Below are 26,389 nucleotides of genomic sequence, written 5' to 3'. Positions count from 1 at the left end.
CCCCGGTCGTGCGGGCAACGACGATGATGGGCCGGTGGGCGCACTCGTGACACTGGACCTGCCGGACGACTCCCCGATGCTGGGCCTGCCGTGGATCATCACGTTCGCCCCGCTCGGGCCGGAGGACGAGTGGGAGCCGGTGGTCTGCGGGCCGTACGAGCGGCCGCACGCGCTCGCGCTGGCCGAGGCCGTGGTGGCCGAGGAGCAGCTGATGGCGGTGGTGGAGCCGCTGCTGCCGGCGCTGACGCCGGAGGAGATCCGGGGCGAGATCGCCGCCGCGCAGATCGCCGCCGCGGACGAGGCGGCCCAGGCCGACCAGGCGGATCTCTACGGTGACTTCGAGGACGTCATCGACGAGGAGCTGGAACTGGCCGCCGAGCGCCGGCCGGAGCCGGAGCCGGCCAACCCGCCGGACTCCGACGAGGTGCGCGCCGGGTTCGCCCGGATCGCCGCGCTGCTCACCGCCAAGGGCGGCTGACGACGAGGGTCCCCGATGGACACCGGCCCCCCGGGAGCGGACTCCCGAGGGGCCGGTACCACCTCACCCCCCACCACAAGGGGTCGGCAGCCCAGCCGCCCGTCGGCGCGGAGCACAACGGACGACCAGGTCGTTGGCGGGTTACCCGGCTCAGCGCCGTTCGAACCACGCAGCTGCGTCCACCGGCAGGACGTGCCCGTCGCCCTGCTCGGTGAGATCGGCGCTGGCGACGAGCGGCCGGCCGAAGCCGGTCACCGTCACGTCGGCGCCGCTGATGTTGACCACGCAGGTCAGCTCGGTGTCCCCGGCGGTGCGGCGGAACGCCAGCACGCCGGGCTCGGTCTCCAGCCAGGTGATGCCACCGAGGCCGGCCAGCGCCGGGTGCGCACCGCGGATCCGCAGCGCGGCCCGGTAGAGCTCCAGCGTCGAGGAGGGCGTGCCGGTCTGCGCGGCCACCGAGAGGGACCGCCAGGTCGCCGGCGCCGGCAGCCAGCTCAGCTCGCTGCCGTCCGGCCCGAAGCCGTACGGGGCCAGCTCGCCGCTCCACGGGATCGGCACCCGGCAGCCGTCGCGGCTCTCCCCGGTGCGCCGGAACGCCGGGTCCTGGCGCAGCTCGTCGGGGAGGTCCAGCACCTCCGGCAGGCCCAGCTCCTCGCCCTGGTAGACGTAGGCGCAGCCGGGCAGCGCGAACATCAGCAGCGCGGCGGCGCGGGCGCGGCGCAGGCCGACCTCGCCGTCGCCGTACCGGGTGACGTGGCGCTGCCGGTCGTGGTTGGAGAGCACCCAGGTGGTGGGCGCGCCGACGATCGTCGACTCGGCGAGCGCGGTGTCGATCACCTTGCGGAACGAGTCGGCCGACCAGGTGGCGTCGAGGAAGTCGAAGCTGAACGCCTGGTGCAGCTCGTCCGGGCCGATGTAGCGGGCCAGCCGCTGCGGGGTCTCGGCCCAGGCCTCGGCGACCGCCATCCGACCGCCGGGGTAGCTGTCCAGGATGGGCCGCCAGGCGCGGTAGATGTCGTGCACCTCGTCCTGGTCGAAGTAGGGCAGCCGGCCCTTGCCGAGCAGCTCCGACTGGCGCTGGCCGGTGGTCATCGAGTTGAAGCCGACGTCCGGCAGGCCCTCGGCCTTGATCATCCCGTGCGCCACGTCGATCCGGAAGCCGTCCACGCCGCGGTCCAGCCAGAAGCGCAGGACGTCCTCGAACTCGGCCCGCACCTCGGGGTGGCGCCAGTTCAGGTCGGGCTGGGCCGGGTCGAACAGGTGCAGGTACCACTGGCCGTCGACCACCCGGGTCCACGCCGGGCCGCCGAAGATGCTCTCCCAGTCGTTCGGGGGCAGCTCGCCCTGCTCGCCCTTGCCGTCGGCGAACAGGTAGCGCTCGCGCTCCGGCGAGCCCGGACCGGCGGCGAGCGCCGCGGCGAACCACGGGTGCGCGCTGGAGGTGTGGTTGGGCACCAGGTCGACGATGATCCGCAGGCCCAGGGCGTGCGCGTCGGTGATCATCTCGTCGAAGTCGGTCAGGTTGCCGAAGAGCGGATCCACGTCCCGGTAGTCGGACACGTCGTAGCCGGCGTCGACCTGCGGCGAGGTGTAGAAGGGGGTCAGCCAGAGCGCGTCCACGCCGAGGTCACGCAGGTAGGGCAGGCGCTGCCGGATGCCCTGGAGGTCACCGACACCGTCGGAGTTCGCGTCGGCGAAGCTGCGGACGTAGACCTGGTAGACGACCGCGGACCGCCACCAGTCGTCGTCGGCGGCCAGCGGCGTGGGGGTGGGGGCAGAGGTCATCGGATGTCGATTCCCGTTCTGTGGTGGCGCAGGGTGTCTGAGCAGGATGCCGCGCCAGCTCTGCAAGAGTCAAGCATTCCTTGCGCAAGAAATGACACCGATCACCTCCCCGCCAGGAGGATCACGCTTCCACCCCCGTCCCGCATCCCGGGACACCCCGCGCAGAGCGCCGCCCCCGAGCGCACCCGCGATCTTGCAGTTGCGGCCCGTGACTCGCGGCTTTCACCCCTTCTGTCGGGGCCGAAACTGCAAGATCGACGGGGTGGTCAGGCGGGGACGGCCAGGGAGGTGGGGGCGGGGCGCTGGCGTTTGGGGGCGGTCGCGGGGCGGGTCACCGCGGTGGAGCCGCGTACCACCAGCTCGGGGCGGAACAGGTACTCGGAGTTGGGGGAGGGGTGGCCGTTGATCTCGTCGACCAGCGCCCGTACCGCCGCGACCGCCATGGCGGCGACCGGCTGGCGCACGGTGGTCAGCGGCGGGTCGGTGAACGCCATCAGCGGGGAGTCGTCGTACCCGACCACGGAGATGTCCTCGGGCACGGACAGGCCGCGCTGGCGGGCCGCCCGGATCGCGCCGAGCGCCATCAGGTCGGAGCCGCAGACCAGTCCGGTGGCGCCGCGCTCGATCAGCCGGCCGGCGGCGGCCTCGCCGCCCTCCACACCGAACAGGGACAGTTCGGTCAGCTCGGTCAGGTCCTCGTCGGAGATGTCGGTGAGGCGCCCCATCGCCGCCTTGTAGCCGGCGACCTTGCGCTGCACCGGGACGAACCGGTCCGGGCCGGTGATCAGGCCGATCCGCCGGTGCCCGAGCGCCACCAGGTGGGCGACGGCGAGTTCGGCGGACTCCCGGTCGTCGCAGGAGACGAAGGGCGCGGGGATGCCGGGGGCGTAGCCGTTGATCATGACGATCGGCAGCGGCCGGGCGAGCAGGGTGCGGTAGCGGTCGTGGTCCGCGGCCGTGTCGGCGTGCAGGCCGGAGACGAAGACGATGCCCGATACCTGGCGGTCCAGCAGCATCTCGACGTACTCGTCCTCGCGGACGCCGCCGGGGGTCTGGGTGCAGAGCACCGGCGTGTAGCCGGTCGGGGCGAGGGCGGACTCGATGATCTGGGCGAACGCCGGGAAGATCGGGTTGTCCAGCTCGGGCACGACCAGGCCGACCAGCCCGGCGCTGCGCTTGCGCAGCCGGGCCGGTCGCTCGTAGCCGAGCACGTCGAGGGCGGTGAGGACGGCCTGCCGGGTCTCCGGGGCCACTCCGGGGCGGTCGTTGAGCACCCGCGACACCGTGGCCTCGCTGACTTCGGCCTGTTGGGCGATGTCGGACAGTCGAGCGCGCATGGCGGCACTTTAGCTCAACGGCAAAGTCTTGCGTACACTTCTGCAAGCCCTTCCATTCTCTGCAACCTCTTGCTAACGTCCCCGCAACATGCGAGAGCAGCGGCGCAGCACCCCCGCGCCGGTCAGCAAGAACTTTCAGAGGTTTCCACTGGTGGTCGCCCTTCCCCCGGCGGGCCACCATGACGACAGGAGTACCGATGCGCATCCGTACCGCGGGTGTGGTCGCCGTCCTCGGCCTGGCGCTCGCCGCGTCCGGCTGTGGTGACAGCGGCAGCGACAAGCCGGCCGCCGAGAAGTCCGCCGACAAGGCGACCGGCGGCAAGCTGGTCATCTGGGCCGACGACAAGCGCACCGCCGCCCTCAAGCCCTTCGCCGAGGAGTTCGGCAAGGAGAACGGCGTGACCGTCGAGGTCCAGGCCGTCTCCAAGGACCTGCAGACCAACTTCGTCACCGCCTCCCAGCAGGGCAGCGGCCCGGACGTCGTGGTCGGCGCGCACGACTGGATCGGCAACATGGTCCAGAACGGTGCCATCGACCCGGTGCAGCTGCCGGCCGAGCAGAAGAGCGGCTTCAACGAGACCGCCATCAAGGCCGTCACGTTCAACGGCCAGCTCTACGGCGTGCCCTACGCCACCGAGAACGTGGCCCTGCTCCGCAACACCGAGCTGGCCCCCGAGGCGCCGAAGACGATCGAGGACCTGGTCGCCACCGGCAAGAAGCTCAAGGCGGAGAAGAAGGCCAGCGAGATCCTCTGCCTCCAGTCCGGCCAGAACGGCGACGCGTACCACATCTACCCGCTGTACACCTCGGGTGGCGGCTACCTGTTCGGCACCGCCGCCAACGGCGACTACGACCCGAAGGACCTGGGCGTGGGCAAGCCGGAGTCGATCGCGGCCTTCCAGAAGATCGCGAAGCTCGGTGAGAAGGGCGACGGCGCGCTTAAGCGCTCCATCACCGGCGAGAACTCGATCGCCACCTTCACCGGCAAGAAGTGCGCCTTCCTGGTCTCCGGCCCGTGGGCCGTGGCCGACGCCAAGAAGGCCGGCATCAAGTACGACATCTCCCCGGTCCCCGGCTTCGCCGGTGGCAAGGAGGCCCAGCCGTTCGTGGGCGTCCAGGCGTTCTACGTGGCCGCCAAGGGCAAGAACAAGGCCCTGGCCCAGGAGTTCGTCACCAACTACGTGACCAAGCCCGAGCTGGCCGTCGCGCTGTACAAGGCCGAGCCGCGCCCGCCGGCGCTGACCGCCGCCTTCGACCAGGTCAAGGGCGAGGACGCCGACCTGGCCAAGTTCTCCGAGGCCGGCAAGAACGGCCAGGTGCTCCCGGCGATCCCGGCCATGGCCGCGATCTGGGACCCGTTCGGCAAGGCGGAGGCCGCCATCATCGGTGGCGCCGACCCGGCCAAGACGATCACGGCCGCTGGCAAGACCATCCAGGGTCAGATCAAGTAATGAGCGCGCCGCTGTCCGGCCCGGGGTCTGCCACGCAGACCCCGGGCCGGGAGCCCGCCCGCCCCGGGCTCCCGCGCACGTCCCGTACCGCGCGGAACCACGCGCCGATCACCGCGACCGGCCTCGTCGTCAAGGTGGTCCTGCTCGGCCTGGTGGCCGGGATCGCGATCTGGGCGGCGTTCCCGCTCATCGAGGCCGAACAGTGGATCGGGCTGGGTGTCCTGGCGGTCACCACCGCCGGCCTGTTCTACCTCTACCTGAGCCGCCGGCACATCCCGGCCAAGTACCTGGTCCCCGGCACGCTCTTCCTGATCGCCTTCCAGGTCTTCCCGGTGCTCTACACCGCGAGCACCGCGTTCACGAACTTCGGCGACGGCCACCGGGGCAGCAAGGACGACGCGATCGTCGCCATCCAGACCTCCTCGGTGAAGCAGGTCCCCGGCTCGACCGAGTACAACCTCAGCATCGCCACCAAGGGCGACCCGGCCACCGGCCCCCTGGTGTTCCTGCTCAGCGACCCGAAGACCAAGGAGGTCTTCGCCGGGGACGCGGGCGGGCTGCGCAAGCTCGACGCCGGTGACGTCACGGTCAGCAGCCTCAGCGGCAAGGTCACCGCCGCCGACGGCTACACCGTGCTGAACATCGGCCAGGCCAGCGGCCGCAGCGACGCGATCACCGCGCTGATCGTCCCCACCGACGGCGGCGCCATCCGCTCCAACGGCCTCACCCGGGCCTACGAGGGCAAGGCGGCCCGGGCGTACGACGCCGGCTGCGACTGCGTCAAGGACAGCGAGACCGGCAAGACCTGGAGCGCGGACGAGAAGGTCGGCTCCTTCGTCGCCGCCGACGGCGAGCGGCTCACCCAGGGCTGGAAGGTGAACGTCGGGCTGAAGAACTTCAGCGCCGTGCTCACCGACCCGAACATCTCCAAGCCGTTCTTCGGCACCCTGGCCTGGAACTTCGCGTTCGCGATCGGCTCCACCGGCCTCACCTTCCTGCTCGGCATGGCCATCGCGCTCGCCCTGCACTCGCCCCGGATGAAGGGCACGAACTTCTACCGGGTGCTGCTGATCCTCCCGTACGCGATGCCGTCGTTCGCGATGCTGCTGGTCTGGCGGGACATGTTCAACACCGACTTCGGCCTGGTCAACAACCTGTTCGGGCTGGACGTCGACTGGTTCGGCGGCTCCTGGTCGGCCCGGATCGCGGTGCTGCTGGTGCAGCTCTGGCTCGGCTACCCGTACATGTTCCTGGTCGCCACCGGCGCGTTGCAGGCCATCCCGCGGGAGCTGACCGAGGCCACCTCGGTCGACGGGGCGACGCCCTGGCAGTCGTTCCGGGCGGTCACCCTGCCGCTGCTGCTGGTGGCGCTCTCGCCGCTGCTGATCGCGTCGTTCGCGTACAACTTCAACAACGTCAACGCGATCCTGTTCACCACCGAGGGTGGGCCGTTCGCGCCGGACAACCCGCGCAACGGCGCCACCGACCTGCTGATCACCTACACCTACCGGTTGGCGTTCGGCGCGCAGGGCGCCGAGTTCGGCCTGGCCGCCACCGTGTCGATCTTCATCTTCGCGATCGTGGCGACGGTGTCGGCGATCAGCTTCCGGCGCACCCGCAAGCAGGAGGAGGTGTACTCGTGACCAGCATCGCGGAAACCCCGGTGGCCAACCGCAACGCGGCCGGCCGGGCGCGCAGCCGGTGGTTCGCCCAGGTGGGCTGGCGGCACCTGGTCGGGGTGCTGGCGGTCGTGTTCAGCCTCTTCCCGATCCTGTTCGTGATCTCGGCGGCGCTCAACCCGCTCGGCACGCTCTCCTCCACCGAGCTGCTGCCGACCGGGGCGTCGCTGGAGAACTTCACCAACCTGTTCGACCGCACCGCGTTCGGCCACTGGTTCCTCAACTCGCTGCTGCTGGCGGGCGTGGCCAGCTTCGCGTCGATCTTCCTGTCGGCGCTGGCCGCGTACGCGTTCTCCCGGATGCGGTTCGCCGGGCGCCGGGTCGGCCTGCTCACGCTGCTGCTGATCCAGATGTTCCCGCAGTTCCTGGCCATCGTGGCGATCTTCCTGATCTTCACCACGGTCACCGACCTGTACCCGGCGATCGGCTTCAACACCCCGTGGGGCCTGTTCCTGCTCTACATGGGTGGCGCGCTGGGGGCGAACACCTGGCTGATGAAGGGCTTCTTCGACACGCTGCCGAAGGAGCTGGACGAGTCCGCGACCATGGACGGCGCCTCGCACGTGCAGGTCTTCTTCCGGATCATGCTGCCGCTGGTGGCGCCGATCCTGGCGGTGACCGGCCTGCTCGCGTTCATCGGGTCGATCAACGAGTTCATCATCGCCAACGTGTTCCTCACCAACACCGAGTCGAAGACCCTCGCGGTCGGCATGTACGGCCTGGTGGCGGGCGAACGCAACAACAACTTCGGGATCTTCGCGGCGGGCACGCTGCTCACCGCGATCCCGACGGTGCTGGTGTTCCAACTGCTCCAGCGCTACATCGTCTCCGGCCTCACCTCCGGAGCCGTCAAGGGCTGAGCCTCCTCGGCTCACGCTGCGGCAAGGGCGTCGTGTCGGCGTACACCGGAGCGGTTCTCGGGCGGACCGCCGCGGTCGGGTCACACCGACCGCGGCGGGTGCCCGCCCCACTCCCTGTCGGTACGACGCGAAAGGCACCACCATGTCCCTGCAACCGCACCACGACGGGTCCGCCACCTACGTCCCGGAGCAGGAGCCCGCGCTCGGGCAGACCGTTCCCGTCTTCGTCCGGGTGCCCGCCGGCGCCGGCGTCCGCCAGGTGCACCTGCGCACCACCGGCGACGGCGAGCCGCACTTCGCCGAGGCGGTGGTCGACCGCACCGAGAACGGTGACGTGTGGTGGCGGGCCGACGTCGAGGTCCGCAACCCGGTCAGCAACTACCGCTTCCTGCTCGACGGCGACCGCGGTGCCCATTGGCTGAACGCGGCCGGCACGGCCGCCCACGACGTGCCGGACCACGGCGACTTCAAGCTGGTCAGCTACGCGCCGCCGCCGGCCTGGGCCCGGGACGCGGTGATCTACCAGATCTTCCCGGACCGGTTCGCCCGCTCCGCCGCCGCCGACACCCGGACCGCGCCGGACTGGGCCATCCCGTGCGACTGGGACACCCCGGTGATCGGCCGTGGCCCGGAGACGCCCCGCCAGTTCTACGGCGGCGACCTCGACGGGATCACCGAACGCCTGGACCACCTGGACCGGCTCGGCGTCAACACGGTCTACCTCACCCCGGTCTTCCCGGCCCGCTCCAACCACCGGTACGACGCGTCCAGCTTCGACACGGTCGACCCGCTGCTCGGCGGCGACGCCGCGCTGGCCCGGCTCGCCGACGCGGTGCACGCCCGGGGCTGGCGGCTGCTCGGCGACATCACCAGCAACCACACCGGCGACGCCCACGACTGGTTCACCGCCGCCGTCTCCGACGTGCACGCGCCCGAACGCGACCTGTACTACTTCGACCTGCCCGGACAGGACTACGAGTCCTGGAACGGGGTCAAGTCGCTGCCGAAGCTCAACTGGGGCAGCGCGGAGCTGCGCCGCCGGTTCGCCACCGCCGAGGACTCGCTGCTGCGCCGCTGGCTGCGCCCGCCGTACGGGCTGGACGGCTGGCGGGTGGACGTGGCGAACATGACCGGCCGGCGGGGCGCCGACGCCTACACACACGAGGTGGCGCGGCTGCTGCGTGAGGTGGTCGCCGAGACCCGGGCGGACGCGTTGCTGCTCGCCGAGCACGGCCACGACCACACCGGTGACCTGGACCGGGACGGCTGGCACGGAACGATGAACTACGTCGGCTTCACCGACCCGGTGTGGTCCTGGCTGCGCGCGGGCGACGACCCGGTGCCGAACTTCCTCGGCACCCCGGGCGGGGTGCGGCGGCGGGACGCGGGCGCGGTCCTGGCGACCATGAACACCTACCGGTCGCTGGTGTCGTGGCGGTCGTACACCCACTCGTGGCAGCTGCTCGGCTCGCACGACTCGGCCCGGATCCGCACCGTGGTCGGTGACGCGGCCCGGCAGGAGGTGGCCGCCGGCCTGCTCGCCACCATGCCCGGCACGCCGGTGGTGTTCGCCGGGGACGAGCTGGGGCTGACCGGCACCAACGGGGAGGGCTCGCGGACCCCGATGCCGTGGCACCGGCCGGAGAGCTGGGACCGGCGCACGTTCGACGCGTACCGGTCGTTGCTGGCGCTGCGCCGCGACGAGCCGGCGCTGCGGCACGGCGGCCTGCGCTGGGTGCACGCGGACGCGGACACGCTGGTGTTCCTGCGCGAGGCGCCGACCGGCACGGTGCTGGCCCTGGCCCGCCGCGCCCCCGGCGCCCCGGTCCGCCTGACCGGCCTGCCCGCCGCCGACAACGTCTACGGCGGCGCGGCGGCGCTGCGCCCGTCCGCCGACGGCACGGTGACGCTGCCGGCGGACGGCCCCACCTTCCAGCTCTGGCGTCTGTGAAAGGAGGGGCCCCCTGTTAACGCATTCTGCATAACAAGGGGCCCCTCCCAACACCTCAGCGCAGGAGGGCTCGGGCGCCGGTGAGGTAGGTGGCGCGGTCGGGGGAGCCGGTCAGGATGCGCTGGGTGAAGTAGCCGGGGACCAGGCCGAAGAGGGCCGCGCCGACCGCCTCCGGATCCGCGTCGGGGGGCAGCTCGCCGGCGTCGCGCGCCCGCCTGGCGGCGGCGACGAAGTGGGCCCGCAGTCGGGTGTAGGTGGCCGCGACGAATTCCGCCAGCACCGGGTCCCGCTGCGCCTCGCTCCACACCTGCAACGCCAGCGGCAGCACCCCGTCCGGGCCGAGCTGGGTGTCGACGAAGGTGAGGGCCCGCTCCAGCACCCCGGTCAGCGGCAGCGGCGGGTCGGCCGCGGACAGCTCGGCGAAGGTCGCGTCCGCGGTGCCGACCACCGCCTGGGCGATGGCCGTGATCAGGTCGTTCTTGCTCGGGAAGTAGCGGTAGACGGCGCCGACCGAGAGCCCGGCCTCCCTGATCACGTCCTGCATCGAGGTGTGGTGGAAGCCGTCGCGCACGAAGCACCGCCGGGCCGCGTCGAGGATCTGCTGACGGCGGGCGGCGAGGTGCTGCTCGGAAACTCGTGGCACGTCCCACATTCTAAAGCGAACGTTCGTTCTTGACGAAGGCCGCGCGGAGGCGCACGCTCGGTTCAAGAGAACGAACATTCGTTTTAGGGAGACGCCGATGCTCCGGTCCCGCTCGCCCTGGTCCCTCGCCGCGCTGCTGGTCGGCCTGACGGTGGTCGCGCAGGCGCTGCTCGTACCCCTGTTCGCGGCGCCGGCCGCGCACCTCGCGCCGCGCGACCTGCCGGTCGCGGTGGCCGGGCCGCCGGCCGCCGCGGAGCTGGCCGCCCGGCTAGCCGCCGCCCGGCCCGGCGGCTTCGCGGTCACCACGCTCCCGGACGCGGCGGCCGCCGACCGGGCCCTGCGGGGCCGCGAGGTGTACGCCGCGTTCGTGGCCGGCCCGGACGGCGTCGCGCTGCACACCGCGCCGGCCGCCAGCCCCACCGTGGCCGCCCTGCTCACCGAGGCCGCCGGCCAGCTCTCCGGCGGCAGCCCGGTGCCGGTGACGCCCGTCGTGCCGGCCGACCCGGACGACCCGCGCGGCGCCGGGTTCGCCGCCGGCTTCCTGCCGCTGGCGCTCACCGGCATGCTGGCCGGCGCGCTGCTCACGCTGCTGGTCGCCGGTCGCGTCGCGCGGTTCGCCGGCCTGATCGGGTACGCGGTGGTCGCCGGCGGCGTCGGCGTCGCGGTGCTGCACGGCTGGCTCGGTCTCGTCGACGGCGACCCGTGGCGGGAGGCCGGCGCGATCGGGCTGTTCTCGCTCGCCGCCGCCGGCACGGTGGCCGGGCTGGGCGCGTTGCTCGGCCGCGCCGGGATCGGGCTCGGCGCGCTGCTGGTCTTCCTGGTCGGCAACCCGCTCTCGGCGGTCGCCGCCGCGCCCGAGCTGCTGCCGCAGCCGTGGGGGACGGTCGGTCAGTTCCTGCCGGTCGGCGCCGGCGGCACGCTGCTGCGGTCGGCGGCCTTCTTCGACGGCGCGGGGGCCGGTCGGTCGCTGGCCGTGCTGGCCGGATACGCGCTGGTCGGGCTGGCGCTCGTGCTGATCGGCCGACGGTCCGGCGGGCTCGGCGAGGCGCCGGTGTCGCGCCCGGCCCGAGCCGAGGTCACGGTATGACGGCACCTCGGCGGGCCCCTACTACAAAGCGTCGTTGATGGGGGAGGATGGCCGGCGTGGAAGCTCTTCGTCTGATCCTTCTCTACGTCCATCTGATCGGCTTCGCGCTGCTGCTCGGCGGCGGGATCGCCCAGTACGTCACCGGCCGACTGCGGATCAACGCCGCGATGCTGTGGGGGGCGGTGATCCAGATCCTGACCGGTCTCGGACTGTCCGCCCCGCTGCGCGACGGGGACGAGCCCGCCCCCGCGAAGCTTGTTACCAAGTTGGTGCTCGCGCTGCTCATCTTCGTCATGGTCTTCTTCTCCCGTAAGCGGGAGTCCGTGAACCGTGGGCACTTCCTTGCGATCATCGGGTTGACGCTGGTCAACGCGGCGGTCGCGGTCTTCTGGCGGTAGTTCGCCGGGAGGTCGGGGAGGCGCCGGAAACGGACGTTCGCGACACCGCCCATCAGGTCTGTCAGCACGAGAAGTGATCTGCCCCACCCAAGGGTTACACCGGGGTAACGGACGCTCAACAGTCGTGCACGATTGTCGGCCGGTGGGTGGGCGCGGGCGTACGCTCCCGTCCGTAACGTGGGACGCCGGCGGCACACCGCAGGCCGGCGCAAGGGCTGCGCACCGCGCACGACGCGGTGGGCAATGGGAAGGAGACGTCTTGCGCTCTGTGCGTGGGATGCGGATCGCCTCCGCCGTCGTGGCGGGTGGCCTCGTGCTGGGCGCCGCCGCGTGTGGTGAGGCTCCGGACGACGACAAGAACGCCGGCGGCACCGGTGGCAAGAAGTTCAGCGCCTGCATGGTGACCGACGTCGGTGGCATCGACGACAAGTCCTTCAACACCTCGGCCTGGAAGGGCCTCCAGGAGGCGAAGAAGGAGAACGACAGCATCGACATCAAGAACGTCCAGTCGAAGGCTGAGCAGGACTACGAGGTCAACCTGACCGGCTTCGTCAACCAGAAGTGCGACTTCATCCTGGCCGTCGGTGGCCTGATGTCGGACGCCACCAAGAAGGCCGCCGAGGCGAACCCGAACCAGCAGTTCGCGATCGTGGACGCCAACCCGGGTCTGGACAACATCTACCCGATGCAGTTCGACACCGCGCAGGCCGCGTTCCAGGCCGGCTACCTCGCCGCCGGGATGAGCAAGACCGGCAAGGTGGGCACCTACGGCGGCCAGCCGATCCCGCCGGTCACCATCTTCATGGACGGCTTCGCCGACGGCGTGGCGTACTACAACAAGGCCAAGAGCAAGAACGTCCAGGTCCTGGGCTGGGACAAGGCCGCTCAGAAGGGTTCCTTCGCGAACTCCTTCGAGAAGCAGGACGAGGGCAAGAAGGTGTCCGACGCGCTGGTGGCCCAGGGCGCCGACATCGTCATGCCGGTCGCCGGCGGCGCCGGTCTCGGCACCACCGCCGCGGCGAAGTCCTCGGGCGGCAAGTACTCGGTCGTCTGGGTGGACATCGACGGCTGCGAGAGCACCCCGGACTGCTCGGCGATCCTCACCACGGTCGTCAAGAACATCCCGGAGGCCGTCAAGGAGGCCGTGCTGAAGGCCGCCGGTGGCGAGAAGCTGCAGGCCAAGCCGGGCTTCGTGGGCACGCTGGCCAACACCGGCGTCTCCATCGCGCCGTACCACGACTTCGACAGCAAGGTCCCGGCGGACCTGAAGGCCGAGGTCGACAAGCTCAAGGCGGACATCTCCGCCGGCACCATCACGGTCACCTCGAAGGCCCAGCCGACCAAGTGACCGCTCCGCCGGCCGCCGCGGTGAGATCATCGACGGCGGGGGCCGGCGGGCACCAGCACTGACGATCCGGCCGTCCCGGCGCACGGGGTCCGCACCCCGCGCCTCGGGGCGGCCGGTCACCTTGATCCCCCACACCCCCACCCGGCGCGGTGGCGGCGCGGCAGTGGCTACGCTGCACCATCGCTCGCACTCCAGGAGGTTGCGCTGAGACTCGAACTGCGCGGCATCACCAAACGGTTCGGTGATCTGGTCGCCAACGACCACATCGACCTCACGGTGGAGCCTGGAGAGATCCACGCCCTGCTCGGCGAGAACGGCGCCGGCAAGTCGACCCTGATGAACGTGCTCTACGGGCTCTACCAGCCCGACGAGGGCGAGATCCTGGTCGACGGCAAGCCGCTGAAGCTGAAGGGTCCGTCGGACGCGATCGCCGCCGGGATCGGCATGGTGCACCAGCACTTCATGCTGGTGCCGGTCTTCACCGTGGCCGAGAACGTCATGCTCGGCGCCGAGCAGGTCCGGGGGCCGTTCGCCGGCATCCTGGACCGCCGGCGCGCCCGGCGCGAGGTCGCCGAGGTCTCCGAGCGCTACAACCTCCGGGTCGACCCGGACGCGGTGATCGAGGACCTCCCGGTCGGCATCCAGCAGCGGGTGGAGATCGTCAAGGCGCTCACCCGGGACGTCGACCTGCTGATCCTCGACGAGCCCACGGCCGTGCTGACGCCGCAGGAGACCGAGGAGCTGCTCACGGTCATGCGGTCGCTCAAGGCCGCCGGCAAGTCGATCGTGTTCATCACGCACAAGCTGGGCGAGGTCAAGGCGATCGCCGACCGGATCACCGTGATCCGGCGCGGCAGGACCGTGGGCACCGCCGAGCCGAGCGCCAGCCGGGACGAGCTGGCCGCGCTGATGGTGGGCCGCAGCGTCCGGCTGACCGTGGACAAGAAGCCCGCCGAACCCGGCAAGCCGATCCTGGAGATCGCCGGCCTGGTCGTCGACGACGACCGGCAGGTACGCGCCGTCGACGGCGTCGACCTGACCGTGCGCGCCGGTGAGGTGCTCGGCGTCGCTGGCGTGCAGGGCAACGGCCAGACCGAACTGATCGAGGCGATCATGGGCCTGCGTCCCACGCTCGCCGGCACGATCAGCCTCGACGGCGAGGCGGTGAACGGCTGGTCGACCAAGAAGGTGCTCCGTGCCGGCGTCGGCTACGTGCCGGAGGACCGCAGCGTCGACGGCCTGGTCAAGGAGTTCTCCGTGGCGGAGAACCTGGTGCTGGACATCTACGACCGGCCGCCGTTCGGCAAGGGCCTGTCGCTGAAGCCGGACGCCATCGGCAAGTCGGCGAAGGAGCGGATCGAGCAGTTCGACATCCGTACCTCGTCGGCCGACGCGGCCGTCGGCACGCTCTCCGGCGGCAACCAGCAGAAGGTGATCGTGGCCCGGGAGCTGTCCCGGCCGCTGAAGCTCTTCATCGCCGCGCAGCCCACCCGGGGCGTGGACGTCGGCTCGATCGAGTTCATCCACAGCCGGGTGATCCGCGAGCGGGACGTCGGCACCGCGGTCATGGTGGTCTCCAGCGAGCTGGACGAGGTGATCGGCCTGGCCGACCGGATCGCGGTGATGTACCGCGGTCGGATCATCGGCATCGTCGGCCCGGACACCCCGCGCGAGGAGATCGGCCTGCTGATGGCCGGCATCACGCCCGACACCGCCACCCCGACCGCTGACAGCCCTGCCAACGAGGACGAGGCATGACGAACCCGAATCCGGTCTCGGGCTCCCCGGACAAGGAGCCGGCGACCGAGGCGCAGGAGGCGCGCAGCGAGGCCCGGGCGACGCCGACCGTGCCGGCCGGCGACACCGAGCGTCCGGTGCCCGCCGCCGCGCCGAAGCAGCCACCGGCCGGGGAGCCCCGGCCCAGCCTGGGCAGGCTCTTCCTGGACAACCTCTGGGCGGCGAACACGGTCACCGTGACGGTGCTCGCGGTGGTGCTGGCCATGCTGGTCGGCGCCGTGCTGATCATCGTCTCCGACCCGGAGGTGCTGGCCACCTACAGCTACATCACCGCCCGCCCGGCGGACGCGTTGAACGCCAGCTGGACCGTGGTCAGCGAGGCGTACGCGAACCTGTTCAAGGGCGCGATCTTCGACCCGGACGCGGTCGGCTTCACCGCCGTCATGGGCCCGATCTCGGAGACGCTGACCTACACCGCGCCGCTGGTCTTCACCGGCCTGTCGGTGGCGCTGGCGTTCCGTGGCGGTCTGTTCAACATCGGCGCCCAGGGCCAGGCCACCATCGGCGTGATCCTGGCCGCCGTCGCCGGCTTCGCGTTGCCGCTGCCGCCCGGCGTGCACCTGCTGGTGGCGCTGATCGCCGGTGCGCTCGGCGGCGCCCTCTGGGGCTTCATCCCGGGCATCCTCAAGGCCCGCGCCGGCGCCCACGAGGTGATCAACACGATCATGCTCAACTACGTGGCGATCTACTTCCTGTCCTGGATCATCGTCCAGAACGGGGTGCAGAACCCCGACCGCGCGGACGCGATCAGCAAGCCGGTCGACTCCTCCGCGCAGCTGCCCCGGCTGCTCGGCGACAACCTGCGGGTGCACGCCGGCATCCTGCTCGCGGTGCTGGCCACCTGGTTCATCGCCTGGCTGCTCAACCGCTCCACGCTCGGCTTCGAGCTACGCGCGGTGGGCGAGAACCCGGACGCGGCCCGGACCGCCGGCATCAGCGTGACCAAGACGTACGTGCTGGTGATGGCGACCGCGGGTCTGCTCGCCGGCCTCGGTGGCTCGAACATGGTGCTCGGCTCCACCGCCAACGCGTTGACCCCGCTGGTGATCGCGCAGATCGGCTTCGACGGCATCCTGGTCGCCCTGCTCGGCCGCGTGAAGCCGTGGGGCGTGCTGCTGGCCGCGCTGCTGTTCGGCGCGCTCCAGGCCGGCGGCAACCGGATGCAGTCGTACTCGGGGATCTCGCTGGAGCTGGTCACCGTGCTCCAGGCGCTCATCGTCATCTTCATCGCCGCGCCCGCCCTGGTGAAGGCGATCTTCCAGCTCCGGGCGGCCCGCGCCGCCCGGCTGCAGACGAGCCTCGCGAAGGGCTGGTGAGCATGTCCACCACCGCTGTCCCCGAGGTCGCCGTAACCGCGGTCGACGAGGGTTTCTGGACGCGTACCCGCAAGGCCGGGGCCGTCCTGCTGGCGCTGGGTGTGCTCGCGGCCGTGCTGTTCGGCGCGCTCGCCACCGACCAGCAGGCCCGCTTCACGCTCAGCGAGACCGAGGGCGGTGCCGCCCTGGAGATCAACGGCACGATCGGCGCGATCCTGTTCGGCGTCATCGCCGCGGCGGCCGGCGCGGCCCTGCTGGCCGGCGTGCCCAGGCGCTGGTTCACGCTGCTGCTCGGCGCCGGCCTGGTCGCCTTCGTGCTCAGCTTCCTCTGCTGGCAGGTCTCCGCCGCCCCCGAGGGCCGCAACTTCATGCCGCTGGTCAACGTCGTCCGGGGCACGTTCATCCTGGCGTTGCCGCTGATCTTCGGCGCGCTGGCCGGTGTGCTCTGCGAGCGTTCCGGCGTGGTCAACGTGGCGATCGAGGGCCAACTGCTGATGGGCGCCTTCTCCGGCGCGCTGTTCGGCAGCATCTCCGGCAACGTCTGGGTCGGCCTGGTGGCCGCCGCGATCGGCGGCGCGTTCATCTCGCTGCTGCTGGCCGTGTTCGCCATCCGCTACCTGGTCGACCAGGTGGTCATGGGCATCGTGCTGAACCTGCTGGCGGTCGGCATCACCGGCTTCCTCTACGAGCGGCTGATGCAGCCCGACGCGGCGAGGTACAACAGCGCGCCGCGCTTCAGCAACTGGGAGATCCCGTTGCTGAAGGACATCCCGCTGATCGGTCCGGCGCTGTTCCGGGGCAACATCTTCCTCTACCTCGGCCTGCTGCTGGTGCTGGTCATCCACCTGGCCCTGTTCCGCACCCGGTGGGGTCTGCGGACCCGGTCGGTGGGTGAGCACCCGACCGCCGCCGACACGCTGGGCGTGAAGGTGCTGCGGCTGCGCTACCGCAACGTGATCATGGCCGGTCTGGTGGCCGGTGTCGGTGGGGCGTCGTACACGCTGGCGCTCTACTCGTTCACCAAGAACATGATCGGCGGTAAGGGCTTCATCGCCCTGGCCGCGCTCATCTTCGGCCGGTGGAGTCCGACGGGTGCCCTGTTGGCGGCGCTGTTCTTCGGCTTCGCCGACCAGCTCGCCACCTATCTGGGCGCGATCGGCAGCAGCATCCCGAGCCAGTTCCTGGCGATGCTGCCCTACCTGGCGACGATCCTGGCGGTGGCCGGGCTGGTCGGCAAGGTCCGGGCGCCGGCCGCCGACGGCAAGCCGTACATCAAGGGCTGAGCCTCCGCGACGCGACGTGCCCGGCGGGAGGACCCGCCGGGCACCGTCGTCTCCGGCCGCGCCGGTGACCGATCGGCGTGGATTGGGCAGAATGGGAGTCGTGATGGAGATCGACTGGGAGCGGCTGCGGGCCGCCGCCACCGAGGTGATGCGGCACGCCTACGTGCCCTACTCGAAGTTCCCCGTCGGGGCCGCCGCCCTGGTCGACGACGGCCGGGTCGTGGTGGGCTGCAACGTGGAGAACGCCGGCTACGGCGTGACGCTCTGCGCCGAGTGCGGCGTCGTCTCCTCGCTGCACGCCACCGGCGGCGGTCGGATCGTGGCGCTGTCCTGCGTCGACGCGACCGGTGAGCCGCTGATGCCGTGCGGCCGGTGCCGGCAGCTGCTCTGGGAACAGGGCGGGCCGGAGTGCCTGATCGAGGCGAAGAGCGGGCCGCTGCGGATGGCGGAGCTGCTCCCGCACGCCTTCGACGTGGCCGACATCGAGGCGGTGACCGGCGAGCATCCGGTGCCCGTGGTGCCGGACCGGCTGGCCGCCTGGCGCGGCCGGGGGACGGTGTTCGTGCACCCCGACCTGTCCGGCGGGCAGCAGGTCTGGACGACCTACTGGGAGCGGTCGGCCGGGGACGCCGAGGGTGCCGAGACCGGTGTGCTGGAGGAGGGCCCGACCTGGGAGGACCCGACCGGGGCCATCGAGTGGGGGCTGGCGCGGACGCCGCGGGTGGTCGTGGTGGACGCCTCGGGCACGATCTTCTGGGCCGGTGAGGGCGAGCCGCCGTCGGAGATCCCGGTTCGCTGGGGTTGAGGTTGGGGCCTGGGCCGACCGCGCCCGGCTCCGGGCGGTCAGGCTTGATCCCTCCGCCGGGCACGGTCGGCCCAGGCCCGACGTGGGCACCGTGCGCGGAGAATGCGGCCGGCGTTGTCGATCTATTGATGGGAACTCAAAGGTGAGTGCTTTTACGGCGGTTGACGTCATCCGGGCGAAGCGGGACGGGGGTGTGCTGAGCGACGGGCAGATCGACTGGGTGGTCGACGCGTACACCAAGGGGTTGGTGGCCGACGAGCAGATGTCGGCGCTGGCCATGGCGATCCTGCTGCGCGGCATGACCGGCCCGGAGATCGCCCGGTGGACCGCTGCCATGATCGCCAGCGGCGAGCGGCTGGACCTGTCGTCGGTGGCCCGGCCGACCGTGGACAAGCACTCCACCGGCGGCGTCGGCGACAAGATCACCCTGCCGCTGACCCCTCTGGTCGCCGCGTGCGGCGCGGCCGTCCCGCAGCTGTCCGGCCGGGGGCTCGGTCACACCGGCGGCACGCTGGACAAGCTGGAGTCGATCCCGGGTTGGCGGGCGGCGCTGGGCAACGACGAGTTCATCGCCCAGCTCCGCGACGTCGGCGCGGTGATCTGCGCGGCCGGTGACGGGCTCGCGCCGGCCGACCGCAAGCTGTACGCGCTGCGCGACGTCACCGGCACCGTCGAGGCGATCCCGCTCATCGCCAGCTCGATCATGAGCAAGAAGATCGCGGAGGGGACCGGCGCGCTGGTGCTCGACGTGAAGGTCGGCTCCGGCGCCTTCATGAAGAACGTCGACGACGCCCGCGAGCTGGCCCGCACCATGGTCGAGCTGGGTGGGGCGCACGGGGTGCGCACGGTCGCCCTGCTCACCGACATGTCCACCCCGCTCGGCCTGACGGTCGGCAACGCGGTCGAGGTGACCGAGTCGGTGGAGGTGCTCGCCGGCGGCGGCCCGGCCGACGTGGTGGAGCTGACGCTGGCGCTGGCCCGGGAGATGCTCGACGCCGCGGGCCTGCCGGACGCCGACCCGGCCGCCGCGCTGCGGGACGGCCGGGCGATGGACGCCTGGCGGACGATGATCCGGGCGCAGGGCGGCGACCCGGACGCCCCGATGCCGACCGCGCCGGAGGTCGAGGTCGTCACCGCGGCCGAGGACGGCTGGGTGGCCGAGGTCGACGCGTACGCCATCGGGGTGGCCGCCTGGCGGCTCGGCGCCGGCCGGGCCCGCAAGGAGGACCCGGTGAGCGTGCCGGCGGGCGTGGTCCTGCACAAGCGCCCCGGCGATCGCGTGCGGGTCGGTGACCCGCTGTTCGAGCTGCGCGCCGAGCACGCCGAGCGGATCCCGGCGGCGCTGGCCGAGGCGCGTGGGGCGATCCGGGTGGCGGCCGAGGCGCCGGCCGTCACGCCGCTGGTCATCGACCGGATCGGTTGACGGGTTCCGGCTCGGGCCGGCCATGGTGCCGGCCCGGCCGGAGCCGCTATCCTCCCAGGCCAGGGGGACCGACCGGCGGCGAGCCGGGGCGACCAGACAGGGACTGACCGTTGCGCGTATCCGCTCCCGATCCTCGGGCCGTCCGCGAGGCGAGCCTCGACGAGCTGTCCCGGCTGGGTCTTCCGCTGCCGCCGCCGCAGTTCCCGCTGGTGTGGGAGCCGGGCGACGAGATCGAGCTGCGCCCGACCCCGGAGATCGAGGCCCGGATCGCGGTGCTGCATCTGATCCTGGCCCGCTGCTTCGGCATGCCCGCGCAGGCGGCGATGAGCTGGCTGCTCGACTCGCACCTGGTCGAGATGCTGACGCCGCCGGAGTGGCAGTTCGTGATGGGCGGCCGGGGCGACCACCGGTCGTTCGTGCTGCACCACGACGCGCTCTTCTCGCTGGCCTGGGTGCTCGGCCTGACCAAACAGCTGGACCCGACCGTGCCGGTCGACGAACGGTTGGTCGAACGGATGCCGAACCTGGTCACCGGGGAGACGTTCCCGCAGTGGCAGGCCCGGATCCTGGCCGCACCGCAACATCCCGCCGACGCGGCGGCGCTGCTCGACCTGCACTACTGCCTGGACTGGGCCTACCTGGAGACCGAGCGGGCCGGCCGGGCGCTGCCCGGGCTGGTGGACGCCAACGCGATCGGCCAGCGCCGGTGGGCGTTGGAGTGGGCCGTGGTGCTGCGCGGGCCGTACCACGAGGAGCCGCCGGGCTGGGAAGAGGTCGACCTCTCCACCTGAACCGCCGCGACACGGTGGTTCTCGCGCTTTCCCGCCCCGCCGGCCGCGCCGCCGGCGTATCTGATCGCGGTCAATTGTCGGGCCGGCCGGTCGGGCTGCCAAACGAGCGTTAGCGTCGATGGTCCCCGCCTGGACATTACTCCGAGTGAGTGTCGGAGGGTGGCTTCTCAAGTACTTGTGCGTGATCGACAGCGGCTGATACTGTTTCGCCAGTCAAGCGCGGGGGATATTTTCCCGCAGCTGTTCTGAAAGACGGGGAGGAACATGAAGCTGCGTCGAATCACCATGTCCGCGGTCGCGGGCGTGGCAATTGCCGGTGGCCTGGTCGCGGTGAGCGCGAGCCCTGCGGCGGCCACGCCGCAGAGTTGCTCGCACGCCAAGTACAGCGCCAGCGCGGCGGTCGCCATCTGCAACAGCGGGACCGGCAACTTCCGCTCGGTCGTCTCCTGCCAGTACTCGCCGTACGAGGGTGCGACCCGGTACGTCAACGGGTACGGCCCGTGGAAGGCCGCCGGGTCCGGCTCGCCCTCGTACTCGTACTGCCCCACGGTGAATGGTGTCTACTCCTACTACAAGTCGGATGGCATCCAGATTTCCTGACGAATGCCGCTGCACATTCTGATGGGCGTTTCTGTCGGGAAATTCGGAGGTAGTAATGCGTATTCGTAAATTGACTGCTGGCCTTTTCGCCGCGGCGGCTCTGTCGACGGGTGCGGTGGTCGCCACCGCGGCGCCGGCGCTCGCCACCCCCACCAACTGTTCCTGGGCGAAGTACACGGCGACCTCCATCGTCGCGGTGTGCCACGGCGGCACCGGCCAGTACCGGGCCAGGATCACGTGCCGGCACTACTACGGCGCGGCCGGCGACTACTACTACACCAACGGCTACGGCTCGTGGAAGTCGGCGAGCAGCGGACAGGCGTCGTACGCCTACTGCCCCGCGAGCGGCGAGACCTTCTCCTCGGGCGGTCTCGACCTCGTCTGACCCGGCGGGCCGCCTCGGCGGCCCGACGGCTCGCGGCAACCGACGTGGCGGGCTCGGCTCTCGGCCGGGCCCGCCACGCGCTGTCCAGGGGCGACCAGGACGCGGATCAGGTCGAGGGTCGCGTCAGCGCGGCCGGTGCACGCCCAGCCGGACGGCGAGCGTGACCGGCGCCGGCTCGGGCAGCCCGGCGACCCGGGCGGCGAGCCGTCCCGGGTCGGCGTGCCAGGCGCTGGGTCCCATCCCCACCAGCGTGGTGACCTCGGCGCGGGTCAGCGTCAGCCGGGCCCGGTGCTCGGTGACGGATTCCTCGGCGAAGTGGCCGGCCAGGCTGCCGGCCACCCGGTCGGCCTTGTCGGGGTCCACCCGGAGCAGGTCGAGCGCGTCGACCAGCTCGGCCAGGTGGTCGACGGCGGGGGTGACCACCAGCAGCGCTCCGGCCGGGTCGAGCACCCGGTGGAACTCCGGACCGTTGCGCGGCGCGAAGACGTTCAGCAGCACGGCCACGGACCGGTCGGCCAGCGGTAGCCGCTGCCAGGTGTCGGCCAACGCGGCGGCCGCGCGCGGATGGGCCCGGGCCGCGCGGCGCAGCGCCGGCTTGGAGACGTCCAGCGCCAGGCCGTGGGCGTCCGGCAGCGCCGCCAGCACCGCCGCGAGGTAGTGGCCGGTCCCCGCGCCGGCGTCCACCACCAGGGGGTACGGGTCGTCGGGCGCGACGCGCGTCGCGACGGAGGCCAGCGCGGTGGCGACGGTGTCGTAGTGCCCGGCGGCGAGGAAGTCGGACCGGGCGGAGACCATGTCGGCGCTGTCCCCGCTGTGCGGGGTGCGGCCGGCGAGCAGGTTGACGTAGCCCTGCCGGGCGGTGTCGAAGCTGTGCCCGCGCGGGCAACGCAGCGCGCGGGTGGTGCCGGCGGTGGCCTCGGCCAGCGGCTCGGCGCAGACCGGGCAGCGCAGCCGGCCCAGGATCCGGTGGTCCACGGCTCAGCCCGCCGCTTCCGCGCGTCGACCGGCGCCGTCGCCGGGTCGGCCGGCGAGACGGTCGACCACCCGCTGGCTGAGTGTGCCGAGCGCCGCCAGCTCGGCCGGGGTGAGCAGGTCGATCAGGTGGCGGCGGACGGCGGCCACGTGCCCCGGCGCGGCGGCCTCGACGGCCCGCCGGCCGGCCGGGGTGAGGGTCACCACCGAGCCGCGCCCGTCGGTGGCGCACTCCTCCCGGACGACCAGGCCGCGTTGCTGCATCCGGGAGATGTGGTGGGAGAGCCGGCTGCGGGACCAGAGCATCCGGTCGGCCAGCTCGCTGAGCCGCATCCGCTGGTCGGGGGTCTCGGAGAGGTCGCTCAGCACGTCGTAGTCCGGCTCGGAGAGGCCGGCGTCCTGCATCAGCTCACGGGCCAGCTCCAGGTCGAGCAGCCGGCGCATCCGCCGGTAGCCCCGCCACGCGCGGTCCTCCCGCTCGTCGAGCCAGCGCGGTTCGTCCATGCCCCGATCCTAACGGTTGGTTGACATGTCACCAACATGCCGCCTAGGTTGATGACATGTCAACGAAAATGTCGGCCCGGGTGGTCCGGCTGCTCGCCGGCCTGACCCTGTTCGGCGTCAGCGTCGCGCTGATGGTCCGCGCCGACCTCGGCCTCGCGTCCTGGGACGTGCTGCACCAGGGCCTCGCCGCCCGCACCGGCCTGCCGATGGGCCTGCTGGTCAACGGCGTGGCGCTGCTGGTGCTGCTGCTGTGGATCCCGTTGCGGCAGCGCCCCGGCATCGGCACGGTGGCGAACGTCGCCCTGGTCGGGCTGGCCCTCGACGCGACGCTGGCCCTGGTCCCCCCGCTCGACCCGCTCGCCGGTCGGATCGGGCTGCTGGTCGCGGGCATCCTGCTCAACGGTCTCGCCACCGCGCTCTACCTGGGCGCCCGCCTCGGTCCCGGTCCGCGCGACGGGCTGATGACCGGCCTGGCCGCCCGCGGCCTCCCGCTCGGCCCGGTACGCACCCTGATCGAGGTGACCGTGCTGGCGGTCGGTTGGCTGCTCGGCGGGGCCGTCGGTCCCGGCACCCTGCTCTACGCGGTCGGCATCGGTCCGATCGTCGCCTGGCTCGTTCCCCGACTCACCGTGCCGGCCCCGGCCGCCATCCCGACAGGAGTGACCCCACCATGCCCCGCCTGAACGTGATCGTCGCCAGCACCCGCCCCGGTCGGGTCGGCCGCCGCATCGGTGACTGGTTCACCGCCGCCGCCGTCCGCCACGGCGGCTTCGACGAGGTGCGCCTCGTCGACCTGGCCGAGGTCGGACTGCCCTTCCACGACGAGCCGCACCATCCGTCGGAGCGGGTCTACCTGCACGAGCACACCCGTACGTGGAGCGCCACCACCGATGCCGCGGACGCCTTCGTCCTGGTGATGCCGGAGTACAACCACGGCTTCAGCGCGCCGCTCAAGAACGCGATCGACTACCTCTACCACGAGTGGCAGCACAAGCCGGTGGGCTTCGTCAGCTACGGGATGACCTCCGGGGGCCTGCGCGCGGTGCAGATGATCAAGCAGGTGGTGACGACCTTGAACATGACGCCGGTCAACGACGCGGTGGTCGTCTTCCTGCGGCAGGCGCTGGACGAGTCAGGTGAGCTGCGCGCCGACCCGGGCCGGGACGAGGCCGCCGCGCTGATGCTCGACCGGCTCGTCCGGCTGGCCGCCGCGCTCGCGCCGCTGCGGGTGACCGCATGAGCGCCCGGCTCTGGGAGCTGTTCGGCGAGCACGGGCGCGGGGTGCTGGCCACCCTCCGCCGGGACGGACGCCCGCAGCTGTCCAACCTCGACTATCTGGCCGAGCCGGGCCTGATCCGTTGCTCCACCACGGCCGACCGGGCGAAGGTGCGCAACCTGCGCCGGGACCCCCGGGCCAGCTTCCACGTGACCACCGCCGACGGCGGGGCGTACGCGGTGGCCGAGGGCACGGTGACGCTCACCCCGCCGGCCGCCGCGACCGACGACGCGACGGTCGACGAGTTGGTCGAGGTCTACCGGCGGATCCGCGGCGAGCACCCGGACTGGGCGGACTACCGGGCCGCCATGGTGGCCGACGGCCGCCTGGTCCTGCGCCTGACCGTCGAACGGGTCTACGGCTGGCGTCCCTGAAGCCGGTCCGGTGCCGGACCGGCACCGCCGGTGACTAGGGTCTGAGCATGGTCGCAATCTCGTACGAGGACATCGTCAAGGTCCCCAAGGCGCTGCTGCACGATCACCTCGACGGCGGCCTGCGGCCCGCGACGATCGTCGAGCTGGCCGCCGAGGCCGGCCACGAACTGCCCACCACCGACCCGGAGGCGCTGGGACGCTGGTTCTCCGAGGCGGCGAACTCCGGCTCGCTGGAGCGCTACCTGGAGACGTTCGCACACACCGTCGCGGTCATGCAGACCGCGCCCGCGCTGCGTCGGGTCGCCCGGGAGTGCGCGCTGGACCTGGCCGCCGACGGCGTCGTCTACGCCGAGGTGCGGTTCGCGCCCGAGCAGCACCTGGAGCAGAACCTCACCCTCGACGAGGTGGTCGACGCGGTGGTCACCGGGTTCCGGGAGGGCAGCGCGCTGGCCGCCGAGGCGGGCACGCCGATCCGGATCGGCACGCTGCTCACCGCGATGCGGCACGCGGCCCGCTCGCAGGAGATCGCCGAGCTGGCGGTGCGGCACCGCGACACCGGGGTGGTCGGCTTCGACATCGCCGGCGCCGAGGCCGGCTTCCCGCCCACCCGGCACCTGGACGCGTTCGAGTACCTCCAGCGGGAGAACTTCCACTTCACCATCCACGCCGGCGAGGCGTTCGGCCTGCCGTCGATCTGGCAGGCGATCCAGTGGTGCGGGGCGGACCGGCTGGGCCACGGCGTGCGCATCGTGGACGACATCACCCCCGGCAACCCGCCGGTGCTGGGCCGGCTGGCGGCGTACGTGCGGGACAAGCGGATCCCGCTGGAGCTGTGCCCGTCGTCGAACGTGCAGACCGGTGCGGCGGCGTCGATCGCCGACCACCCGATCGGGCTGCTGCGCGACCTGCGCTTCCGGGTGACGGTGAACACCGACAACCGGCTGATGAGCGGCACCTCGATGTCGCGGGAGATGGCGCTGCTGGTGGACGCCTTCGGCTACGGCTGGAAGGAACTCCAGTGGTTCACCATCAACGCGATGAAGAGCGCGTTCATCCCGTTCGACGAGCGGCTGCGGATCATCGACGAGGTGATCAAGCCGGCGTACGCCAAGCTGATCGGCTGATCACCGGCGGCGCGGGTGGCCGGCGAGCAGGGCGGCCACCCCGCGCAGCACCTGCCGGGCGCGGGCGGCCTCGGCGCCCAGGCCGGTCTGCCGGCGCAGCACGGCCGGCTCGGTCCGCAGCAGCGTGATCCCGCGCCGGACCAGCACGCGGGGGGCTTTGCGCTGCTCGGCGAGATCGCGGGCGAGCCGGCGCAGGAAGGTCGCGCCTCGCGGGCGCCGCAGCGCGTACGCCCCGGCGAGCAGCCCCCGGCGCCGGCACTCGGCGACGATCTCGGCGGCGAAGATCCCTTCGGCGACGAAAATTGGCGATCCGTCGACGTCGAATGGCCGGGTGGCCACCCGCCGGTCCGCGCCGATCGCATAAACCGGCACTTCGGCCTTGCCCTCCCGGGCCAGTCGGGCAATGGTTTCCACCGCCGTGTCCGCGTCCCAGGACAAGGGGGACTCCCAGTCCACCTGTCCGTTTCGGCGTGGACACGTAGGGTCATCGCCGTCCTTGTAGAAGTCGTCCAGACACAGCACCGGAAGTCCGGTTCGCTGGGCTATGTACGACTTTCCCGAGCCGGAGGGCCCGGCGAGCAGGACGACGCGATGCGGGTGTTCCATTACCTTCAGTGACTCCGGCCAGACGGATTGCTATCAAATTGCATCAACATCTCATCACACCTCCGGCGAGGGACAACCTGGGCTTTCTCTTTGGGAGGCGGCGTGATGGAATCTCG

Annotated in this window: 26 protein-coding genes; 20 read left to right on the top strand and 6 right to left on the bottom strand. The window is 71.8% G+C overall.

Going from position 1 to position 26,389, the window contains the following annotated elements; genetic code table 11:
• The first annotated feature begins 34 nt into the window (after positions 1–34).
• Positions 35–478: a hypothetical protein gene (locus tag GA0070622_RS29565; RefSeq protein ID WP_091582454.1), complete on the top strand. Its 444-nt coding sequence runs from the start codon at positions 35–37 to the stop codon at positions 476–478.
• A 150-nt stretch (positions 479–628) separates the two neighbouring features.
• Here the strand turns inward: GA0070622_RS29565 and GA0070622_RS29560 are convergent, their stop codons facing one another.
• Both GA0070622_RS29560 and GA0070622_RS29555 read right to left on the bottom strand, forming a co-directional pair.
• On the bottom strand, positions 629–2,263 hold the full coding sequence (locus GA0070622_RS29560; RefSeq protein ID WP_091582452.1) for a glycoside hydrolase family 13 protein: 1,635 nt from the start codon (positions 2,261–2,263) through the stop codon (positions 629–631).
• A 266-nt stretch (positions 2,264–2,529) separates the two neighbouring features.
• On the bottom strand, positions 2,530–3,600 hold the full coding sequence (locus tag GA0070622_RS29555) for a LacI family DNA-binding transcriptional regulator (protein ID WP_091582450.1): 1,071 nt from the start codon (positions 3,598–3,600) through the stop codon (positions 2,530–2,532).
• Positions 3,601–3,797: 197 nt separating this feature from the next.
• On the opposite strand from GA0070622_RS29555, the gene GA0070622_RS29550 reads away from it, so the two are divergent.
• The 4 genes from GA0070622_RS29550 (at position 3,798) to GA0070622_RS29535 (ending at position 9,541) form a co-directional block, all read left to right on the top strand.
• On the top strand, positions 3,798–5,051 hold the full coding sequence (locus GA0070622_RS29550) for a sugar ABC transporter substrate-binding protein (protein WP_091582448.1): 1,254 nt from the start codon (positions 3,798–3,800) through the stop codon (positions 5,049–5,051).
• The gene (locus GA0070622_RS29545; protein ID WP_091582444.1) at positions 5,051–6,694 is read left to right on the top strand and encodes an ABC transporter permease subunit; all 1,644 of its coding nucleotides are present in this window, start codon (positions 5,051–5,053) and stop codon (positions 6,692–6,694) included. The genes GA0070622_RS29550 and GA0070622_RS29545 overlap by 1 nt, the downstream gene beginning before the upstream one ends.
• Positions 6,691–7,590 (top strand): sugar ABC transporter permease, encoded by a 900-nt coding sequence (locus GA0070622_RS29540; protein WP_091582440.1) that lies wholly within the window; start codon positions 6,691–6,693, stop codon positions 7,588–7,590. Before GA0070622_RS29545 ends, GA0070622_RS29540 begins: the two co-directional genes overlap by 4 nt.
• Before the next feature lie 142 nt (positions 7,591–7,732).
• Positions 7,733–9,541: a glycoside hydrolase family 13 protein gene (locus GA0070622_RS29535; protein ID WP_091582436.1), complete on the top strand. Its 1,809-nt coding sequence runs from the start codon at positions 7,733–7,735 to the stop codon at positions 9,539–9,541.
• A gap of 55 nt (positions 9,542–9,596) precedes the next feature.
• On the opposite strand, the gene GA0070622_RS29530 is transcribed toward GA0070622_RS29535, so the two are convergent.
• Positions 9,597–10,184 carry a TetR/AcrR family transcriptional regulator gene (locus tag GA0070622_RS29530; RefSeq protein ID WP_218060641.1) on the bottom strand — a complete coding sequence of 196 codons (588 nt, stop codon included), beginning with the start codon at positions 10,182–10,184 and terminating at the stop codon, positions 9,597–9,599.
• 97 nt (positions 10,185–10,281) lie between these two features.
• Between GA0070622_RS29530 and GA0070622_RS29525 the strand changes: the two genes are divergently transcribed.
• The 11 genes from GA0070622_RS29525 (at position 10,282) to GA0070622_RS29475 (ending at position 21,417) form a co-directional block, all read left to right on the top strand.
• The gene (locus GA0070622_RS29525) at positions 10,282–11,271 is read left to right on the top strand and encodes a hypothetical protein (RefSeq protein ID WP_091582429.1); all 990 of its coding nucleotides are present in this window, start codon (positions 10,282–10,284) and stop codon (positions 11,269–11,271) included.
• 56 nt (positions 11,272–11,327) lie between these two features.
• A complete protein-coding gene (locus GA0070622_RS29520) occupies positions 11,328–11,669 on the top strand; it encodes a hypothetical protein (RefSeq protein WP_091584216.1) in 342 nt (113 codons plus the stop codon).
• 277 nt (positions 11,670–11,946) lie between these two features.
• Entirely contained in the window at positions 11,947–13,017 is a 1,071-nt protein-coding gene (locus GA0070622_RS29515) for a BMP family lipoprotein (RefSeq protein ID WP_176710613.1), read from the top strand.
• Between the two features lie 204 nt (positions 13,018–13,221).
• Positions 13,222–14,775, top strand: a complete 1,554-nt coding sequence (locus GA0070622_RS29510) for an ABC transporter ATP-binding protein (RefSeq protein ID WP_091582421.1) — start codon at positions 13,222–13,224, stop codon at positions 14,773–14,775.
• A complete protein-coding gene (locus GA0070622_RS29505) occupies positions 14,772–16,130 on the top strand; it encodes an ABC transporter permease (RefSeq protein WP_091582418.1) in 1,359 nt (452 codons plus the stop codon). Before GA0070622_RS29510 ends, GA0070622_RS29505 begins: the two co-directional genes overlap by 4 nt.
• 2 nt (positions 16,131–16,132) lie before the next feature.
• A complete protein-coding gene (locus GA0070622_RS29500) occupies positions 16,133–17,413 on the top strand; it encodes an ABC transporter permease (RefSeq protein ID WP_091582415.1) in 1,281 nt (426 codons plus the stop codon).
• A gap of 91 nt (positions 17,414–17,504) precedes the next feature.
• Positions 17,505–18,218, top strand: coding sequence for a cytidine deaminase (locus GA0070622_RS29495; protein WP_176558728.1), 714 nt, complete (start codon positions 17,505–17,507; stop codon positions 18,216–18,218).
• A 142-nt stretch (positions 18,219–18,360) separates the two neighbouring features.
• Positions 18,361–19,641 carry a thymidine phosphorylase gene (locus GA0070622_RS29490; RefSeq protein WP_091582407.1) on the top strand — a complete coding sequence of 427 codons (1,281 nt, stop codon included), beginning with the start codon at positions 18,361–18,363 and terminating at the stop codon, positions 19,639–19,641.
• A gap of 110 nt (positions 19,642–19,751) precedes the next feature.
• A complete protein-coding gene (locus tag GA0070622_RS29485) occupies positions 19,752–20,432 on the top strand; it encodes a DUF4272 domain-containing protein (RefSeq protein WP_091582403.1) in 681 nt (226 codons plus the stop codon).
• A gap of 264 nt (positions 20,433–20,696) precedes the next feature.
• Positions 20,697–21,032, top strand: a complete 336-nt coding sequence (locus GA0070622_RS32240; RefSeq protein WP_141561847.1) for a hypothetical protein — start codon at positions 20,697–20,699, stop codon at positions 21,030–21,032.
• Positions 21,033–21,147: 115 nt separating this feature from the next.
• Positions 21,148–21,417: a hypothetical protein gene (locus GA0070622_RS29475; RefSeq protein WP_091582394.1), complete on the top strand. Its 270-nt coding sequence runs from the start codon at positions 21,148–21,150 to the stop codon at positions 21,415–21,417.
• Between the two features lie 123 nt (positions 21,418–21,540).
• On the opposite strand, the gene GA0070622_RS29470 is transcribed toward GA0070622_RS29475, so the two are convergent.
• Together GA0070622_RS29470 and GA0070622_RS29465 are read right to left on the bottom strand one after the other, a co-directional pair.
• A complete protein-coding gene (locus GA0070622_RS29470) occupies positions 21,541–22,392 on the bottom strand; it encodes a putative RNA methyltransferase (protein WP_091582391.1) in 852 nt (283 codons plus the stop codon).
• 3 nt (positions 22,393–22,395) lie between these two features.
• Positions 22,396–22,893: a MarR family winged helix-turn-helix transcriptional regulator gene (locus GA0070622_RS29465; protein WP_091582388.1), complete on the bottom strand. Its 498-nt coding sequence runs from the start codon at positions 22,891–22,893 to the stop codon at positions 22,396–22,398.
• 56 nt (positions 22,894–22,949) lie between these two features.
• On the opposite strand from GA0070622_RS29465, the gene yczE reads away from it, so the two are divergent.
• From yczE to GA0070622_RS29445, 4 genes are read left to right on the top strand one after another with little or no spacing between them, the layout of a single operon-like run.
• On the top strand, positions 22,950–23,576 hold the full coding sequence (gene yczE / locus GA0070622_RS29460) for a membrane protein YczE (protein ID WP_091582384.1): 627 nt from the start codon (positions 22,950–22,952) through the stop codon (positions 23,574–23,576).
• Entirely contained in the window at positions 23,564–24,133 is a 570-nt protein-coding gene (locus GA0070622_RS29455; protein ID WP_091582381.1) for an NADPH-dependent FMN reductase, read from the top strand. The genes yczE and GA0070622_RS29455 overlap by 13 nt, the downstream gene beginning before the upstream one ends.
• Complete coding sequence (locus tag GA0070622_RS29450; RefSeq protein WP_091582376.1) at positions 24,130–24,543, top strand: PPOX class F420-dependent oxidoreductase; 414 nt, start codon at positions 24,130–24,132, stop codon at positions 24,541–24,543. Before GA0070622_RS29455 ends, GA0070622_RS29450 begins: the two co-directional genes overlap by 4 nt.
• Positions 24,544–24,590: 47 nt before the next feature.
• The gene (locus GA0070622_RS29445; RefSeq protein WP_091582371.1) at positions 24,591–25,667 is read left to right on the top strand and encodes an adenosine deaminase; all 1,077 of its coding nucleotides are present in this window, start codon (positions 24,591–24,593) and stop codon (positions 25,665–25,667) included.
• Here the strand turns inward: GA0070622_RS29445 and GA0070622_RS29440 are convergent, their stop codons facing one another.
• Positions 25,668–26,105 carry an ATP-binding protein gene (locus GA0070622_RS29440; RefSeq protein ID WP_245666896.1) on the bottom strand — a complete coding sequence of 146 codons (438 nt, stop codon included), beginning with the start codon at positions 26,103–26,105 and terminating at the stop codon, positions 25,668–25,670. It lies immediately after the preceding gene.
• Between the last annotated feature and the right edge of the window lie 284 nt (positions 26,106–26,389).

This window comes from Micromonospora sediminicola, assembly GCF_900089585.1.
GTDB classification, from domain to species: domain Bacteria; phylum Actinomycetota; class Actinomycetes; order Mycobacteriales; family Micromonosporaceae; genus Micromonospora; species Micromonospora sediminicola.
The sequence above is the reverse complement of the archived record's forward strand: the minus strand, read 5'-3'. Positions and strand labels throughout refer to the sequence as shown.